Source organism: Bartonella sp. CL162QHHD, assembly GCF_042195435.1.
Classification (GTDB): Bacteria; Pseudomonadota; Alphaproteobacteria; order Rhizobiales; family Rhizobiaceae; genus Bartonella.
Map to the genome: position 1 here is coordinate 1 of NZ_JBHIOG010000067.1, position 16475 is coordinate 16475.

General features: G+C 36.0%; 19 protein-coding genes. 2 read left to right on the forward strand and 17 right to left on the reverse strand.

What is annotated here, in order from left to right; genetic code table 11:
• Nucleotides 1-236: 236 nt before the first annotated feature.
• From ACFILD_RS07815 to ACFILD_RS07890, 16 genes are all read right to left on the reverse strand, one after another.
• Nucleotides 237-995, reverse strand: coding sequence for a type IV secretion system protein (locus ACFILD_RS07815; protein ID WP_375664299.1), 759 nt, complete (start codon nucleotides 993-995; stop codon nucleotides 237-239).
• A complete protein-coding gene (locus ACFILD_RS07820) occupies nucleotides 992-3463 on the reverse strand; it encodes a VirB4 family type IV secretion/conjugal transfer ATPase (protein ID WP_375664300.1) in 2472 nt (823 codons plus the stop codon). Before ACFILD_RS07820 ends, ACFILD_RS07815 begins: the two co-directional genes overlap by 4 nt.
• Nucleotides 3464-3465: 2 nt before the next feature.
• Nucleotides 3466-3771 (reverse strand): type IV secretion system protein VirB3, encoded by a 306-nt coding sequence (locus tag ACFILD_RS07825; RefSeq protein ID WP_273790547.1) that lies wholly within the window; start codon nucleotides 3769-3771, stop codon nucleotides 3466-3468.
• A 12-nt stretch (nucleotides 3772-3783) separates the two neighbouring features.
• On the reverse strand, nucleotides 3784-4092 hold the full coding sequence (locus ACFILD_RS07830; protein WP_375657492.1) for a conjugal transfer protein: 309 nt from the start codon (nucleotides 4090-4092) through the stop codon (nucleotides 3784-3786).
• A gap of 125 nt (nucleotides 4093-4217) precedes the next feature.
• Nucleotides 4218-4532 carry a VirB2 family type IV secretion system major pilin TrwL gene (gene trwL / locus ACFILD_RS07835; protein WP_375657493.1) on the reverse strand — a complete coding sequence of 105 codons (315 nt, stop codon included), beginning with the start codon at nucleotides 4530-4532 and terminating at the stop codon, nucleotides 4218-4220.
• A gap of 58 nt (nucleotides 4533-4590) precedes the next feature.
• Nucleotides 4591-4902, reverse strand: a complete 312-nt coding sequence (gene trwL / locus ACFILD_RS07840) for a VirB2 family type IV secretion system major pilin TrwL (protein ID WP_375657494.1) — start codon at nucleotides 4900-4902, stop codon at nucleotides 4591-4593.
• A 122-nt stretch (nucleotides 4903-5024) separates the two neighbouring features.
• Nucleotides 5025-5339 carry a VirB2 family type IV secretion system major pilin TrwL gene (gene trwL / locus ACFILD_RS07845; protein ID WP_375657495.1) on the reverse strand — a complete coding sequence of 105 codons (315 nt, stop codon included), beginning with the start codon at nucleotides 5337-5339 and terminating at the stop codon, nucleotides 5025-5027.
• Nucleotides 5340-5395: 56 nt separating this feature from the next.
• Nucleotides 5396-5716, reverse strand: a complete 321-nt coding sequence (trwL, locus tag ACFILD_RS07850) for a VirB2 family type IV secretion system major pilin TrwL (RefSeq protein WP_375660679.1) — start codon at nucleotides 5714-5716, stop codon at nucleotides 5396-5398.
• A 124-nt stretch (nucleotides 5717-5840) separates the two neighbouring features.
• Nucleotides 5841-6158 (reverse strand): VirB2 family type IV secretion system major pilin TrwL, encoded by a 318-nt coding sequence (trwL, locus tag ACFILD_RS07855; RefSeq protein ID WP_375660678.1) that lies wholly within the window; start codon nucleotides 6156-6158, stop codon nucleotides 5841-5843.
• Nucleotides 6159-6231: 73 nt separating this feature from the next.
• Complete coding sequence (gene trwL, locus ACFILD_RS07860) at nucleotides 6232-6549, reverse strand: VirB2 family type IV secretion system major pilin TrwL (protein ID WP_375665003.1); 318 nt, start codon at nucleotides 6547-6549, stop codon at nucleotides 6232-6234.
• Nucleotides 6550-6622: 73 nt separating this feature from the next.
• The gene (gene trwL, locus ACFILD_RS07865; RefSeq protein WP_375654617.1) at nucleotides 6623-6934 is read right to left on the reverse strand and encodes a VirB2 family type IV secretion system major pilin TrwL; all 312 of its coding nucleotides are present in this window, start codon (nucleotides 6932-6934) and stop codon (nucleotides 6623-6625) included.
• 140 nt (nucleotides 6935-7074) lie between these two features.
• Entirely contained in the window at nucleotides 7075-7392 is a 318-nt protein-coding gene (trwL, locus tag ACFILD_RS07870; protein WP_273790538.1) for a VirB2 family type IV secretion system major pilin TrwL, read from the reverse strand.
• 135 nt (nucleotides 7393-7527) lie between these two features.
• Nucleotides 7528-7845, reverse strand: coding sequence for a VirB2 family type IV secretion system major pilin TrwL (gene trwL, locus ACFILD_RS07875; protein ID WP_273790537.1), 318 nt, complete (start codon nucleotides 7843-7845; stop codon nucleotides 7528-7530).
• A complete protein-coding gene (korA, locus tag ACFILD_RS07880; protein WP_375630977.1) occupies nucleotides 7808-8107 on the reverse strand; it encodes a KorA family transcriptional regulator in 300 nt (99 codons plus the stop codon). Before korA ends, trwL (ACFILD_RS07875) begins: the two co-directional genes overlap by 38 nt.
• 124 nt (nucleotides 8108-8231) lie before the next feature.
• Nucleotides 8232-8864 (reverse strand): TrwN protein, encoded by a 633-nt coding sequence (locus ACFILD_RS07885; RefSeq protein ID WP_375664257.1) that lies wholly within the window; start codon nucleotides 8862-8864, stop codon nucleotides 8232-8234.
• Nucleotides 8864-9478 carry a hypothetical protein gene (locus ACFILD_RS07890; protein WP_375643237.1) on the reverse strand — a complete coding sequence of 205 codons (615 nt, stop codon included), beginning with the start codon at nucleotides 9476-9478 and terminating at the stop codon, nucleotides 8864-8866. The genes ACFILD_RS07885 and ACFILD_RS07890 overlap by 1 nt, the downstream gene beginning before the upstream one ends.
• Before the next feature lie 128 nt (nucleotides 9479-9606).
• Here ACFILD_RS07890 and ACFILD_RS07895 point away from each other — a divergent pair, with 128 nt between their 5' ends.
• Nucleotides 9607-9894, forward strand: coding sequence for an H-NS family nucleoid-associated regulatory protein (locus ACFILD_RS07895; protein ID WP_015857007.1), 288 nt, complete (start codon nucleotides 9607-9609; stop codon nucleotides 9892-9894).
• A gap of 1570 nt (nucleotides 9895-11464) precedes the next feature.
• On the opposite strand, the gene ACFILD_RS07900 is transcribed toward ACFILD_RS07895, so the two are convergent.
• A complete protein-coding gene (locus ACFILD_RS07900; protein WP_375630903.1) occupies nucleotides 11465-12742 on the reverse strand; it encodes a ubiquinone biosynthesis hydroxylase in 1278 nt (425 codons plus the stop codon).
• 737 nt (nucleotides 12743-13479) lie between these two features.
• Here ACFILD_RS07900 and ACFILD_RS07905 point away from each other — a divergent pair.
• Complete coding sequence (locus tag ACFILD_RS07905) at nucleotides 13480-15921, forward strand: DNA translocase FtsK 4TM domain-containing protein (protein ID WP_375643239.1); 2442 nt, start codon at nucleotides 13480-13482, stop codon at nucleotides 15919-15921.
• Nucleotides 15922-16475 lie beyond the last annotated feature (554 nt).

The window sequence follows — 16475 nt, forward strand, 5'->3', positions numbered from 1 at the left end:
ATCTGATCAACTTTATTGAAAAGTTGCGCGAAAACTGTAAATTTCATGAAATTCCTCTTTAACGAATTTTCAATTTTTTATATGATTTTTAAGCACTTTTCGTTGATTTTTTTAGGATGGAATTAAATTTCGTAGACCTTTTCAGTTTATGAGAGATAACTGAATATTATGCATTAACTTTTGCTTTTTACGAGCATACAAGAAAAATAATATACAAAATATTGTTACAAAAAGCTTTACCTAATAAATCTTATGGTAGGCATTTTCGTGTTTTTACTATTTAAAATTTTTATGTTATGTTTGTCCTTCTGCTGTTTGATAAGTGCATGTTCAGCGTTGCGTAAATGTGCGACCATTTGTAGTTTTGCTGTTTCATTTTGTAGCTTAGCGAGCATTCCAATTATATATGCTTGTAACTCAGCAATACTTTTTAGATCTGTTGTTGTCTTGATTTCATTTAATAGTTCTTCAATTTGCTGAAAACGATTATTTGCTTCTTCAAAAGTCTTTAAACTTACGGCTTTATCAGTGATAGCTGCATATTGGATACGATCGTTGATAAAACTGCTAGATTCATGGATAGAAATAGGAATTTCTTCTTCTTTTAAAATCTTTTTAAGTGATGTAGATAGCGCTGAAGATTCATTTCTATTGTAGAGCGTTTCTGGATTTTTGAGAAAAAAACTGCTGTGATCTGTTTGTGCACTTTTAAGTTTTTTAGTGTCGAATTTTTGGCTTCCCGTTATAGATTCGTGTATCTTTTTTGTTTCCTCAAGTTGTTTTTTTAGCATATCGAGAAGTTGGGCATCAGGTGGCGCTTTCTTTTGTTGTGGAGGTGTTTTCTTTGATGTTTTTGAACTCCCAAAAAAATTGGGCCACGTCGTTGGAATTGATGCCGACAAATCCGCTACTCCAGCGCCCCAAACCCAAGCCATTGCTGGGTTTGGAATCCCTAAAGTTATTACAACTACTATTGAAATGACCTTTTTTTTCATGTTTCCCTCCTGTCATTTTTTGCGTGCTGTAAGAAAATTGGTAACCATATTGCTGGATCATCACCAACTTCCGCGATAATGCTTTCGGCTAATTCTGCGTTATCAGGTGTACCTGATAATACCAAGAGCTCGTCACTAAAGTCGTGTTCGATGGTTTTTCCATCGCGTGTCAGATGGAATTTACCAAGATTCAGTTCTGCAAGTGCAGATTGATCGCCCTGCTTAATGAGGAATTGGCGACTAAACTCACCAAGTCCTTTAACGAGTTCAAATTCGGTATCTGTTAGTTTAAAGCCTTTTGTATAATCTTCATAGTTTGCTTTGGGGTTGGCTAGAAAAATGTAAGTTGCACACTGTTGAATGAGTGTTTTAGCAATATTACTTTCCAAGGCATCGCTAGGCTCTTGTGTTGCATAAACAAAAATACCATTTTGTTTACGGATAGTCTTTTGTTTATTTTTCGCTAAATCTTCAAAGTACGGATCTTGCAAAGGCTTCCAAAACTCATCAAAGATATACATAAATCGCTGTCCGCTAATCATGCCTTCTGTGCGGTAAAGCAAATACATCATCACTGGAGTGCGAGTTTCAAAATTATCTAAAAATTCCGTGATATCAAAGCCGTAAATTTGATGTGTTGAGAGATCAAGAGCATCATGGGGATTATCAAATAACCATCCATAATCACCACCTTCACACCATTTTAGTAAGCGAGCATGAACAGAAGGATGAGCATTATAATCACTTAAACGCGGATTTGGTAAAAATTGTACCAGAAAGGACAAACGACGGAGTGATTGGTCAATGTTACTGCTCATAACAGACATAACCGCTTTGTTAATTTCTTCCTCGTCGTGATGCGTGACCTCACCACCAGCTTCTGCCAATTTTTTAACAAATTGTTTCAGAAAAATAAGATTTTCTTGTGTGGGTGGGAGTTGGAAAGGATTGAAACCACTTCTCCTGCCTGGCTTGAATGTTAAATATTTTCCACCCATAGCCCGAATGGCAATTTCCATGCCACGATCTTTATCAAAAACAACAGTTGTCGGCTTAAATTTTTGTGCTTGTGCTAACAAAAAGCCGAGTAACACGGTTTTACCGGAACCAGATTGTCCGATAAGTGCGGTATTACCAAGTAAACGTTTATCTGTCGAGTCCTCTTCAAGTTTGGAGGCATGAAAATTGAAATAAAGCGGTGTTTTACTGATTGTTTTAAGAATTGTGACGGCTGGTCCCCATGGGTTGCCAGTGGGTTTTCCTGACATAAAATTATGAAAAGATGAAAATGATAAAAAGTTCAATGATGTAATCGGAGCAGGACGTGGTCTCCATTTCCAATTGCCAGGAAGTTGTGCCCAATAGCCAGCTTCTATCGCTAAGTCTACAGGTTTGGGCAGTACCGCAACGTCTAGTAATGCTGCACTCGCTTTGGCCATATGGTCGCGAACTTGCTGAATTGTATCACCATAGATAGTCAATGTGCAGTGATGTTCTCCCATGACAAAATGCCCACTGATAAGCTGGTTTAGTGCTTCGTCAATTTGTTCAATTTGGCTCGTTGCCACATCTCGTGCATCAATAAGATTACGCTGATGCCGTTGTAAATAGTCTTTAGCAGCATGTCGGGAGAGCACCGAAAAGCTCTGCGTCAATACGAACTCGAAGTCACTTTCCAACAAAACATTTAATTGTCCTGGTTTGGTTGTTGCATCATATTCTTTAATTTCCAGCATTCCAAATCGACGCATTCCACTGGTTGTTCGCAGTTCACCAAGAGCACCCCATTTTGAGAAAAAAGGTCGATTGATAGACATATAGTCGGAAAAACGGTCATGGCAAATTGGCATAGGGCGATATTCGCCATTGACAAGCATTCCCAGGAACTCAAGTGCAGAAGAATAAACATGCCCATTTTTTTCATAAGCACCAAGAAGTTCTGCACCGTAACGGTTTAAAGATTGGCCTAAAGTACGGTTGATGTCATTGAGTTCTTTGATACATGTGTCTTGTCGCATCTTTTTTTGATCAAGCGTTTCACGTTCATGTTTAGAAAAGAACGACATAATTTTATCCGCTATCGGTTGAAAAATAACAGTCAGATATAAATCATTGACCATCAAATTATAACCAGTAAAGCTTTGCCGATATTTTTCATCAAGTTGATAGCAAAACATTTGATCAAATGTTGAATCAGGATATTCATAAACACGGCGGCGCACAATATGCGTCCAAAATGATAAATTAGCCGATGCAATACCCCGTAGAGTATTGTTAAGCTCTTTTATCCATTGAAAAATATCATCTTCTGAAGCACTTTGATGCGAGCGTCCGTCAATCTTCCAAATCGATAAATATTCCGCACTTTTAGTAGAGATAATCGTATCTGTAATGTGATGTGAATAAGGAAGGAACAGACTTACAGGTGTCTCTGATATAAGACGTTTGCTGCTTTCAACAGCTGTCATACTTATCTCCTTTTATTATAATTAGAGGGACTATAACTTGATGCACCCCAAAAACCTTTATTGCGATTACGAAACTTGGTATCAATCCATAACCACCAGATACGAAACGCTTTATCATCGTTTTTGGTAATTTGCGCCATAATAAACCATAATGGTGGCGCTATAATCCACAAAAAGATATTTATTGTCATAGCAATAACAGCAACCATCATAAGCATAACAATAAACGGCATCATGGGGACACCCCATATAGTTGGAACACGTGTTGCTCCCTTGAATAAGGGAAAATTTTTTTCTTGCGATTTCATGGGATGTTCTCGTCACTGGAGGTGAAATAATATGTGGCTAATATAGAAAGCTGCACCAGCAATAATGACACTAAATGCCCATCGGATAAATGTAGCTCTTGCGATGATGCGAAATATATAAATAAGCAAAAGTAATAAAAGAATGATAGCAGCAACGACAGGAATAATTATACTTAATCCATATTGCATCCCTATGAAAACATCTAAACTCTTTGTTTCCGTCTGAGCATATGCAGATTGAGTTATTAATAACATAACTGAAGTGATAACAATAGCACTAATCTTACATACTTTTGATTTGAGCGTATTTAATTGCTTCATATCTTTTATCCCCTTTTAATTAAAGTTGCTATAAATAATATTCCTTTTTTCGTAGTATGAGCGACATTATTACTGGTAAAAATCTATAATCGACGAATATTAAAAACATTACGTATTATACTAATTTATGGTTGACCTGTAAATAGCATTTTAGCAAGTTGGGTTGCTGAACCTGCGATGACAACACCGATTGCCCATCGTATAAATGTATCCCTTTCAATGTAGCGTCCTGCGTAACCAATTGCTAAACATAAAAGTATAACAGCAGCAGCAACAGGAATAATATTCTCAATAAGATCTTTTTGCAGAGCATTTAAAGCGTTTTTAGCATTCTTTATTTCTGCATATGCGGGATGCGTTATAAAAAACGCAGTTATAGTTGCAGAAATTGTAATGATTCTGTTGTTATTTTTTGATTGAAGGTTGATTAGTTTTTGCATATTTTACTCTTATTATTAGATGAGTTTTTACATTAAAAACGTTTTGTATTATAACTACTTATGGATTACCTGTAAATAGCATTGTAGCAAGTTGGCTTGCTGAGCCAGCAATGACAACGCCGATTGCCCATCGTATAAATGTATCCCTTTCAATGTAGCGCCCTGCATAACCAATTGCTAAGCACAAAAGTATAACAGCAGCAGCAACAGGAATAATATCAATAAGGTCTTTTTTCAGAGCCTCTAAAGCTTTTCCAGCATGCTCTATTTTTGCATATGCAGGATGCGTTATAAAAAACGCAGTTATAGTTGCAGAAATTGCAATGATTCTGTTGTTATTTTTTGATTGGAGATTAATTAGTTTTTGCATACTGTACTCTTATTAAATTTTTATGAATGCTTTGTATTTCTATCATAGACGGAATAGAATTTTGCTATGTTAATAATTATTAGATGAGTTTTTACATTAAAAACGTTTTGTATTATAATTACTTATGGTTTACCTGTAAATAGCATTGTAGCAAGTTGGCTTGCTGAGCCAGCAATGATAACACCGACTGCCCATCGTATAAATGTATCCCTTTCAATGTAGCGTCCTGCATAACCAATTGCTAAGCACAAAAGTATAACAGCAGCAGCAACAGGAATAATATTGGTAGTAAGGTCTGTTTGCAGAGCCTGTAAAGCTTTACTAGCATTCTCTATTTTTGCATATGTAGGATGCGTTATAAAAAACGAAATTATAGTTGCAGAAATTGCAACAATTCTGTTATGACTATTTGATTTGAGGCTAATTAATTTTCGCATATTTCTCTCATTAAGATTATAAATAACATTTTGTATTATAGTTGTCATCTTTAATTTTAATTAACTGCACCTGTGAATAACAGCTTAGCAAGCTGGGTTGCTGATCCAGCGATGACAACGCCAATTGCCCACCGTATAAATGTATCTCTTCCGATGTAGCGTCCTGCGTAACCAATCGCTAAGCACAAAAGTATAACAGCAGCAGCAACAGGAATAATATTTTTAACAAGATCATCCTGCAGAGCATCTAAAGCAGTTTTTGCATTTTGTAATTTTACTTGAGCATACACAGGATTGCTAATAAAAAATGCAGTTATAGCCGCAGAAATTGTGATAATTTGATTATTATTTTTCTGGAAATTAGTTAATTTTCTCATATTTAGTTTCATTGATTTATCATAAATATTTTTCTACGAAATAAGAAACAATTTCATTGATGCGTAATGAAGGCATTGAAATCCAAAGTTTCTTTTACAAAAAATATTTCATATTCCAAAAGATTTATACAGGTTTAAATAATAAATTGGCAAGTTCAGCTGCTGAACCTGCGATAACAACACCGATTGCCCACCGTACGAATGTATCTTTTCCGATGTAGCGTCCTGCATAACCAATTGCTAAGCATAAAAGTATAACAGCAGCAGCGATAGGGATAATCACCTTCAAGTCTGTTTGGAGTGCCTCTAAAGCAGTTTTTGCAGGAGTTAAAACTACTGCTTGGGCTAACACAGGATTGGACATAAAAAATACAGTTAAGGCTGCAGAGGTTTTAGTAATTTTATTTCGAATTATTGTTTGAAGAATTTTTGATTGTTTCATACTGTTTATCTCAATTTAGATTTCTCTTTAGAATAAAAAGACATTTTATACTGCATGACTTTAATAGTCATTTTCATGGGCTTTGGAACAACATTTTAGCAAGTTCAGCTGCTGAACCAGCGATAACGACACCAATTGCCCACCGTACGAATGTATCTTTTCCGATGTAGCGTCCTGCATAACCAATTGCTAAGCACAAAAGTATAACAGCAGCAGCGATAGGGATAATCGTTTTCAAGTCTGTTTGGAGATTAGTTAAAGCTTTGTTGGCAGGCTCTAAAACTACTGCTTGGGCTAACACAGGATTGGCCATAAAAAATACAGTTAAAGCTGCAGAGGTTTTAGTAATTTTATTTCGAATTATTGCTTGAAGAATTTTTGATTGTTTCATACTGTTTATCTCAATTTAGATTTCTCTTTAGAATAAAAAGACATTTTATACTGCATGACTTTAATAGTCATTTTCATGGGCTTTGGAACAACATTTTAGCAAGTTCAGCTGCTGAACCAGCGATAACGACCCCGATTGCCCACCGTACAAATGTATCTTTTCCGATGTAGCGCCCTGCATAACCAATTGCTAAGCACAAAAGTATCACAGCAGCAGCAATAGGGATAAGTAGCTTTAAGTCATCTCGGAGTTTTTCTAAAGCACCTTTTGCAGTTGTTAATTGTTGAGCATATACAGGATTGGCCATAAAAAATACAGTTAAAGCTGCAGAGATTGCCGTAATTTTATTATTATCGTTCAATTGAAAATTGATTAATTTTTTCATATTGTTCAACCTTATCACATTGTATTAGGCGTAAGTAGTTTTTCCATAAAATTAAGGAATAATTTTATTGATGTGCAATAAAAGTATTAAAGTCTAAAATTCTTTTTTCACGAATAAACATTTCGTATTTAATATATTTATCAGTTCGGTTTAAATAATAAACCAGCAAGTTCAGCTGCTGAACCAGCGATAACGACACCAATTGCCCACCGTACAAATGTGTCTTTTCCGATGTAGCGCCCTGCATAACCAATTGCTAAGCACAAAAGTATAACGGCAGCAGCAATGGGGATAATATCTTTCAAGTCTTTTTGGAGCGCTTTTAAAGCGTTGTCTGCAGGAGTTAAAACTACTGCTTGGGCTAACACAGGATTGGCCATAAAAAATACAGTTAAAGCTGCAGAGACTTTAGTAGTTTTATTTCTAATTATTGTTTGAAGGGTATTTGATTGTTTCATATTGTTTATCTCAATTTAGATTACAGTTAGATAAATAATTTCTTTTTTCGATATAGTTTTTATTGTGCTAAATAAAAACACAGAAATCTAATCTTCTTATTTCCTAAAAGAAATATTTTATGTCTAAAATATTTATCAGTTTGGTTTAAATAATAAATTGGCAAGTTCAGCTGCTGAACCAGCGATAACGACCCCGATTGCCCATCGTACGAATGTATCTTTTCCGATATAGCGCCCTGCATAAGCAATTGCTAAGCACAAAAGTATTACGGCAGCAGCAAGAGGGATAATCGCTTTTAAATCTTTTTGGAGTTCCTCTAAAGCTTTTTTTGCAGTACTTAAACCTGCTGCTTGGACACATGTAGGATTTGTCATAAAAAACACAGTTAAAGCTGCAGAAAATGCAGCAATTTTATTACGAGCTGTTGTGTGAAGAATATTTAATTGTTTCATGTCCTTTATCCTGATTAAGATTAAAACTCCCACAAATGACCCCTCGTTCATGAAGAAACTTAAAAAGATATTTTGGATCAGCCCAAGTTCTTAGTTTTCCTCTTTGTGTAAGTAACGTATATTTATTTGGCTTTCCGGTGATTGGATCGTCGGAAATAAACGTGAAATACCATTCTCTTTCTGAAAGCATCACGACTGTAATCTCACGTGCTGCTTTTTGACTAAATGCTATATCAACGCTGTTTTGTTCTATCATTTTCATTATCTTTGCCCTCAACTAGAAGAGATTTTGTTCAATCTTACTAATTAGAGCTTTAACATTTTCTTATCTACCTTTCATTATAATATCCTATCAAATTTCTGGAGTTTCGTGAAAATATCAGTCCTCACTCTAGCAATCTTCTCGATGAAGAAAAATCTTCAGCTGAAAAAGCATCGCGGGCGCTACTTTCTTTATGTGTAAATGCATCTTCTTCTCCTTTTGAAGAGAGAGAAAGAGAATCTACTTTAGTTGTCTGTTCTGGTTCTTCTTTTTTAAGTTTTACAGGCTCCTGCAAGTCTTCATTTCCTCGTACAGCAGTTTTTACTCCAATATATGAAGTAACTTTTTGCATGCGGGTGTGGTTTGAGTTTTCTGTATTGTAAAAATTCAGCACAGACTGCAAAGTCGCTTTTTCAAAGATGCACTTTGATGTTGTTTGTTCATAGCAGTAAGTTAAAGCACTTTGTGCAGCTGTAAGATTTCTGCAAAAATCAAATGCATCAAAAAGAGAAAACAATTTCACATTTCCAACATCAATTTGCCCTAAAATTATGTTAAAATTATGTTTATTCTGTTTAAACTGTTCAGCTGTTGCGATTGTTTCCTTAAGCTGAGATGATTGATAGAACAAGTTATCTTTATCATCTGTTACATAGACATTGTCCCGCGCTTCTTGTTTGGCGATAACTGAAAATGCTATGGGGGGCGTATTGGATATGTATGCAGCAGCAAAAAATGTGAAATCTGGAACAATCATTAGCAATACACCTTATTACGAAGAATTTTATTAATACAAATGCTAATTCTTTGTGGTGCTTTTTCTCGTTGTCTTTTGATTTTATAAATTTGCAGAATGAGATTGTTTAGCTTAGAATATTCCTTGTGATTATTGCTTTGTTCTCTTCTAAGAAGATTTCTAATATATGCGAATATCCAACCAACAAGATAAAAGTGTTGAATAAAATAGAGCACATTACGCCAACCAATATTATTGGAATCACGAAAAAAGGCGCTGCTTTTAAAAAATAATAATCTTTGATACTGTATTGAAGCTGCTTGTTTTATATAATTCTCTAGTTGCAAAAATTTTTTCAAAAAAAATTTATACGAAGTAAAAAGCCGTTGTGTGTAAGGGGAGGTTTTACTGTTATAATGAACTACACTATCATTATACAGAGAGGGCTTGTTCTTTGTTGCGTATTGCCATAATTTATAGAGTGACGATTTATATTTACTTTTGACTACTGATTCATGAGAGTCAGAGAGGTGTGATGGTGTTTGAGCACTGCATTTAGTAGTTCCAGTAATTGAACTGAAAAAAGATGCAGTGGTGGTAGTTGATATACCAATAAACAGTTCTTTGTGGCTCAAAGCACATCTCCGTCAAAGTGATATATGTATCGTAATTTTAATTTCGATAATAAATGGACAGAAATTGTCTATAATTGTGTTTAAAATATGGCAAAAAGAAATTCTTTTTTGCAAGGGGAGTAATTAAGGTGAATGATCTCAAGAATATGAATTTTGATGAGCTACAAGAGATGCGTACACAAATCGATGTGGAATTAAAAAAACGGCAAGCAAAGGAAAAGCAAAATGCGCGACGAAAAATTCTTGAAATTGCTAATGCCCATGGAATTGATATCGCTGATCTTGTGAGCAAAGAGCGCCATTATAGAAATCCCAATAACCAATGGGAATTATGGAATGGGCGTGGACGTAGACCTAAGTGGATTAAAGAGTGGTTGGAGAATGGGTATACACTTGATGAACTCGAAGTAACGTAACACGTGTGCGATATTTACAAGATAAGGGAATACTAAGGAATGTAAATGCAAGAAGTATGCTCTTTTGGGTAATTTGATTGTATAAACATACTGAACAAATATATTAAAGTATTGAGTTACCAAATACAACAATAGGGAGCGTGAACAATTTATTTAAATGCAAAAGGTCTTGTTGTCATAATCTGGCAAGCATAATGATGATGCCAGGTTGAAATATTGTAATTGCTTTTGGCATTTGAGAGAGGGGGGTATTTTACTTCTTTTTATCGTTTCATTAACGTTGCTCTTTTTAGTCTATGTAAATAAAGAGTTTTATTGATTATTTACAAAAATGGTCGAAATGAGAATAATTTATTGCATAGGGATTTTAACTCAATATGTAAAATGATAATTTTATCAATTAATATGTTAATAAATTAGTATACTTATATTTTTGAAATACTGTTCTGTAGAACAAGCCTGATGTTATAGATTTTGTTTGGGCTTTTTTCTGTAAGATTATATATGAGGCATTTACTTTATTTATCGTTAGTTGAGATGAGTGAGTGTGTAGAAAATGGAAAATTTCTATGGCTGTTATGGGTTTTATAGAATTTATGACATATTTCTGAGCGTTTGTGATTAAAATTCATTTCTGAGCGTTTATGAATAATGAATAAAGAGTGTATTTGAAAATAAAAGGATTGGATCATTTCTATTGCGGTTTATCTTCTTTTATGGTGTGAAATAGGGGGGGTATGCAGGTTTACAATTGTGTGTGATGGTATAGAGTGCGGAATACTTTGTTATATGTCGGAATATTTTTTCTAAAATTGTGTGGTATTCCACAATAAGTTAAAGGGTTTGTCTGAGAAACAGAATGCCCCAAACGGAATGCATTTGTGTTTCCAATTTACGCGCTTTTTTAAAAGAAAAATTTTTCAATACAACTAAGCTTATTTTATGGCGCTTCTCGTGAATAGTATAACGTAAAAGCCCTTATGATCATATAAAATTCATTGTACACCACCATTTTTACTTCAATAAAAAGTATAAGCCGGCGTCCTTATACACTTTACTCGCCTCCAATATTGCTAAAGTCCTTAGTTCTTGAGAGAGGGAGGCTTTTGTCGCTTTGTTTAATTGTTTTTATTTATACGACACTTTCGCTTGTGATGTGCAAGCGAATGATTTTGATTGCTTCAACATGTAGAGAGATTTGAAATAAGGGTATTTTATGATCTTTAGATTTCTCACTCAATATGAGAACAATGAACTTATTATTATAAATAAAAGTGTTGTGTGCTAAAAAGTCTTGTTTATTTTATTATGCCGTGAAATGGCTTCTTTTAAAGTGTGGTGATATAAAGCAACAACCTCTTTGAGACATTAAACGTTTTTTTCAGTGCGTAGTGAATATTCTCATAATGTAGCTTGCTTGTCGAGTCTTATGTTGAGTGAAATATGGGAGGAGGAAGTCAAGAAAAAATTACTCGACAGGAATCCGGTTTGTAAACAGATTGGATGAGATAGGAATTTTTTGTTCTTTGAAGGAGGAAGGCAAAGGTTGTAAAATAGTATGAATTTTTTCTTAAAGTGGGAAGCCGTGTAGAAGACGTGGGGCATTTGGAGTGAGTCCGGCAGCTTCTTGAATGAAGTATTTTTTTATTTTTGGCGCTTGATTAATGATTCCAAGGCCGGTATCGCGGAGCATCCGTAAAAGAAGGCTATCATTAGAAAAGAGTTTATTAAGCCAATCATTGCTTAAAGCCATACGGACAATTTCAAAACGTCTCCAGCTTTGATAGCGCTCTAAAGCCGTGAGGGAGCCAATGTCAAGACCTAGTCGTGCTGTTTCAATAATCACTTCAGCGAGGGCAGCGCTATCGCGTAATCCTAAATTGAGTCCTTGTCCTGCAATGGGGTGGATGGTATGGGCGGCATCGCCAACGAGAGCAAAACGTGGTTTAACGCATTGACGTGTTAAAGAAAGACTCAAAGGAAAAGCTTGACGTTCGCCATCCCAAGAGAGTTTGCCTAACCGATGGCCAATGCGTCTTTCGAGTTCTGTTTCAAAAATAAGTGCATCAGCTTTGAGATAATATTGCGCAGTTTTATGATCTTCATTCCACACAATGGCGGATCGGTTGCCTTTGAGAGGGAGAAGAGCAAAAGGACCGGCAGGTAAAAAATGTTGAATTGCTTGACCATTATGGGGTTTTTCATGTTCAACTGTGCAGATGATTGCTGTTTGTTTATAGGGATGAGAAAAATTTTTCAGACCAGCTTTTTGGCGTAATTTCGAATGGGCTCCGTCAGCTGCAATAAGCAATTTTGTTTGCCAAACCTCTTCATTATTTAAAGTGACGGTTGTATGTTGGTGTTCTTGATGAAAATCAATGACACGCGTGTTTGTAATAACAGGGATATTGAGATCTTTGACACGTTTTTTTAAAGTGTTGATGAGTTCTCTATGCTCTACCATAGCAGCAAAGGGCTCACCGGGGGTAATGTCGCCTTCAAAGGTTAAAAGGGTGGGTTTGACAGGATCACTAGTGCTTGCATCTGTGATGATCATTGAATGAATGGGTTGCGCATAGGGTTTTATAGGTTCCCAACATTGTAATTGTTTTAACATACGAATAGAAGCAGCAGCAAGGGCAATGGTTCGTATGTTAGAAGCAGGGGGATCTCCTTGTGGAGCAGCATCAACGATTTTTATTTTCAGATTAGGGGCTGTTTGCTTGAGTGCTATCGCTAAGGTTAAACCGACAGCTGCCCCTCCGGCAATGAGCAGATCACATTGTTTAGTTTTATGAGATTTAATTTTTTTATTGGGTTGTACGTCTTTATTGCGATTAGAACACACAATACTTCTTCCATTGTTTACAGTTTGCTTTCTTTTAAAAAGAATATCTTTTTACATTGCCTAAAATAACTTAACTTTTACTTTTCTCTCTCTCTTTTTATAAAAATGAGGTTCCTTTTTAGTGCCAATCTTATGGTAGATTAATTTTTCAGAGTTTTTCTGCTTAATCATTTATGTGATTCATTTTACAGATTTATCGGATAAGCTTTTTTTTGAATATCATCTTCAATTCTTTTTACACTTGGTTGATAAAAAAGAAAACTAAAAATAAACAAAGATGTCGTGTATTTTTTAAGTTGTGTGAGTTACTTCAGTATACCTGTCCTGAAGGGGGACATTTCGTTAGTATGGTAGATAAAAAATTGTGGTCATTCGTGATGGTTAAAACAGTATTCATATTTTGCCGTTATCATGATGTAGCGTAAAAAACATCATCTGTTTAGGAAGGTGCCTATAGCACCCATGTAACACTTTACACATGAGGTGTTTTTTGGTTGATCGTTTGATAAATATTCAGGGAGAGCTTTTTGTGCGCCTTATGAAGGATTGTCTCTTAGGGTGGTGGTATATGAATGATATGAAGTGGTTAGAAGGTAGAACGCGCTAGATAAGAAGTCGGATTGTTTACAGGCTATTTGTTTACAAATCGGCACAGAGTTTAAGCTTCATGCTTTTTTAAGAGAGAGAGGGAGTTATAACTCTTTAAAATATGAAATTTTTGTATTTGGAATTGATAGATGCACCGAAGTTCTTCTCCTTATGATTCATTAGAAGTGCGAAATTCTCAAGGTTCGCGTCTTATTGAGATGTTTTTACGTCAGATAGGGGTATTTATTGGGCTTGGGCTTTTGGGCTTTATTATTTTTTGTGTGTTTGCTTTGGCGACGTGGAATGTTGCGGATCCATCTTTAACCCATGCAAGTACAAATGAGGTTACAAACCTTATGGGGTGGATGGGGGCAATTTTTTCAGATTTTATTATGCAGTTTTTTGGCTTGGCAAGTCTTTCTGTTTTGTTGCCACCGTTATTTTGGTCTTTTCTCTTGTTGGCGCAAAAGAATATCTACAATTTGACTTTGCGCTTTTTTTTATGGGTGCTATCAACGATTTGTTTTTTAATTGCTTTTGCCCTTATGTCACCTGTTGCTTCTTTTACTTATTGGCCATTGCCAATGGGATTGGGAGGGGTTTTAGGAGATAAAGTTTTAAGTGTTGCTTCTTCAGTCTTTCCTCTTTTTCTTTCTCCTCCTTACACGGTGTTTTTCAGTGTTGTTTTTATTCTTTTAGGTTTTTTCACCGCTGCTTTTGCTGGTAATGTGATATGGCGGCGTCGAACAAAGAAAAGAAAAGAAAAAAGCATTCCAAAAGACGAAATCGTTAATCCAGTCTTTGAGTTGGAAGAAGATACGGAATATGCCGCAGAGGAGGATCGTGAAAATCATGGTTTTTTTGCGACAACTTGTGGCGCTCTTTTGCATCTTTTTTATTTTTTACAAGCGCGTTTTTTTCGTTTATTCTGTTTCAAAAGGCGTTTTCAGAGTAAAGGGCAAGGAAAGCCATTTGATCGGATTGAGCCAACTTTTTTGGGTGAAAAAGTAAAGTGTGAGAAAAATCAAAATAAAGCCTATGTTTCTCCTGTTAAAAATCGAAAGTCTTTAACAGCTTCTTCAAATGGTGGTTTTGTTCTTCCTCTTGTAGATTATCTTTCGGTTCCACCACCGTCTGTTAGGGATGCAAAACTTTCTCCTGCTGTTTTAAGAGCAAATTCTCAGGAACTTGAAGGGGTTTTGTTAGATTTTGGGGTCAAAGGAAAAATTATAGATGCTTGTCCTGGACCGGTAGTAACTTTGTATGAATTTGAACCGGCTGCAGGTATTAAGTCTTCCCGTATCATTGGTTTGGCAGATGATATTGCACGCTCGATGCGTGCGATTTCGGCGCGTGTTGCGGTGGTTCCAGGACGTAATGTTATTGGAATAGAATTGCCTAATGCAAAGCGTGAGATGGTTTATTTACGAGAAATGTTGCAGGCGCAAGAATTTATTGACAGCAAAGCAAAGCTAGGACTTGCTTTGGGTAAGACAATCGGAGGAGAAGCTGTTGTTGCAGATTTAGCAAAAATGCCCCATCTTTTGGTTGCTGGTACAACAGGATCAGGAAAGTCTGTTGCTATCAATACAATGATTTTATCATTGCTTTATCGTATGACACCTGAACAATGTCGTCTCATTATGGTGGACCCGAAAATGCTTGAGCTTTCGGTTTATGATGGCATTCCCCATTTATTAACACCCGTGGTGACAGATCCTAAAAAAGCCGTGATTGCTTTAAAGTGGGCTGTTCGTGAAATGGAAGAGCGCTATAGTAAAATGTCAAAACTAGGCGTTCGTAATATTGATGGGTTTAATGCACGTCTTAGGGAAGCTGCAAGTCAGGGAGAGACAATGGTGCGGACAATTCAAGTTGGATTTGATCGCGAGACCGGTGAGCCTCTTTATGAAACGGAAACACTTGATTTTAGTCCTATGCCCTATATTGTTGTCATTATTGATGAAATGGCTGATTTGATGATGGTTGCTGGGAAAGATATTGAAGGAGCGGTTCAACGTTTAGCACAAATGGCACGTGCTGCCGGTATCCATGTAATTATGGCGACACAGCGTCCTTCCGTCGATGTTATTACCGGGACGATCAAAGCCAATTTTCCTACACGCATTTCTTTTTCTGTGAGTTCCAAAATTGATAGCCGAACAATTTTAGGCGAACAGGGGGCCGAGCAATTATTGGGACAAGGAGATATGCTCTTTATGATGGGAGGAGGACGTATTCAGCGTGTGCATGGGCCTTTTGTTGCGGATGATGAAGTGGAGCAGGTTGTTGCGCATCTCAAAGAGCAAGCACGACCTGATTATTTAGAAACAATTACGCAAGAAGTTGAAGAGGATGGTGCTGATGTTTCTTTGTCTTCTCCTTCAGAAGATGATCCCTATAGTCAAGCTGTTGCTATTGTGCTTCGTGATCGTAAGGCTTCAACCTCTTATATTCAACGCCGTTTAGGCATTGGTTATAACCGCGCTGCGACATTGATTGAGAGGATGGAAGAAGAAGGTATTATTAGTCCAGCAAATCACGCAGGGAAACGAGAAATTTTAGTGCCGGCTGAAGAAGAACGCTTTTGAAAAATATTTATAGTTGTTTTTTATAATACCTTGTAAAACAAGTGTTTATCCTATTGTATCGTAGAAAGTCTGCATTTTCATATACCAGCTCTCAATTTGCGATAGCTCCTTGGTACTTGAGACTCCTTATAAGGGGATTCTTTATCTTATATAACTTTTATCCATACACCAACCTTGCTTGTAACGTGCAAGCAAATGATTTGAATTGATTCAATATGAGAGAGTATGTGATGAGAGAATCTTATTGTATTTGGCGTTATGATTTAAGTTAAAAAGATAAATTATTATAAATCAATATCTTGGTATAAAATAATGTCATTGCGAGTGTAGAGGGGGGGTAAAAGCATGTAAGGTTTGGTATTTAAGTGTCTTTTTAAGTGCGCTCTAAATATTTAGGGCAAGGCTGATCTGTCGAGTCTTAATATAAATGAATTATATGGGGTGGGAAGCTAAGTGAAATTTGCTAAACTCCAAACTGTTTACAGAGTGGTTCGGATGGAGATTTTTATTCTTTTGGGTGGGAAGGAAGTCAAAAAAGCATTTTTGACACTTAA

What these genes read in the sequence shown, in the direction of transcription:
- ACFILD_RS07825 (WP_273790547.1), bottom strand. Translation starts at nt 3,771, where the DNA reads ATGAAATCGCAAGAAAAAAATTTTCCCTTATTCAAGGGAGCAACACGT.
- ACFILD_RS07820 (WP_375664300.1), bottom strand. Translation starts at nt 3,463, where the DNA reads ATGACAGCTGTTGAAAGCAGCAAACGTCTTATATCAGAGACACCTGTA.
- ACFILD_RS07830 (WP_375657492.1), bottom strand. Translation starts at nt 4,092, where the DNA reads ATGAAGCAATTAAATACGCTCAAATCAAAAGTATGTAAGATTAGTGCT.
- trwL (WP_375660679.1), bottom strand. Translation starts at nt 5,716, where the DNA reads ATGAGAAAATTAACTAATTTCCAGAAAAATAATAATCAAATTATCACA.
- trwL (WP_375665003.1), bottom strand. Translation starts at nt 6,549, where the DNA reads ATGAAACAATCAAAAATTCTTCAAGCAATAATTCGAAATAAAATTACT.
- trwL (WP_375657493.1), bottom strand. Translation starts at nt 4,532, where the DNA reads ATGCAAAAACTAATCAACCTTCAATCAAAAAATAACAACAGAATCATT.
- trwL (WP_273790537.1), bottom strand. Translation starts at nt 7,845, where the DNA reads ATGAAACAATTAAATATTCTTCACACAACAGCTCGTAATAAAATTGCT.
- trwL (WP_375657495.1), bottom strand. Translation starts at nt 5,339, where the DNA reads ATGCGAAAATTAATTAGCCTCAAATCAAATAGTCATAACAGAATTGTT.
- trwL (WP_375657494.1), bottom strand. Translation starts at nt 4,902, where the DNA reads ATGCAAAAACTAATTAATCTCCAATCAAAAAATAACAACAGAATCATT.
- ACFILD_RS07815 (WP_375664299.1), bottom strand. Translation starts at nt 995, where the DNA reads ATGAAAAAAAAGGTCATTTCAATAGTAGTTGTAATAACTTTAGGGATT.
- ACFILD_RS07885 (WP_375664257.1), bottom strand. Translation starts at nt 8,864, where the DNA reads ATGATTGTTCCAGATTTCACATTTTTTGCTGCTGCATACATATCCAAT.
- trwL (WP_273790538.1), bottom strand. Translation starts at nt 7,392, where the DNA reads ATGAAACAATCAAATACCCTTCAAACAATAATTAGAAATAAAACTACT.
- korA (WP_375630977.1), bottom strand. Translation starts at nt 8,107, where the DNA reads ATGAAAATGATAGAACAAAACAGCGTTGATATAGCATTTAGTCAAAAA.
- trwL (WP_375654617.1), bottom strand. Translation starts at nt 6,934, where the DNA reads ATGAAAAAATTAATCAATTTTCAATTGAACGATAATAATAAAATTACG.
- ACFILD_RS07905 (WP_375643239.1), top strand. Translation starts at nt 13,480, where the DNA reads ATGCACCGAAGTTCTTCTCCTTATGATTCATTAGAAGTGCGAAATTCT.
- trwL (WP_375660678.1), bottom strand. Translation starts at nt 6,158, where the DNA reads ATGAAACAATCAAAAATTCTTCAAACAATAATTCGAAATAAAATTACT.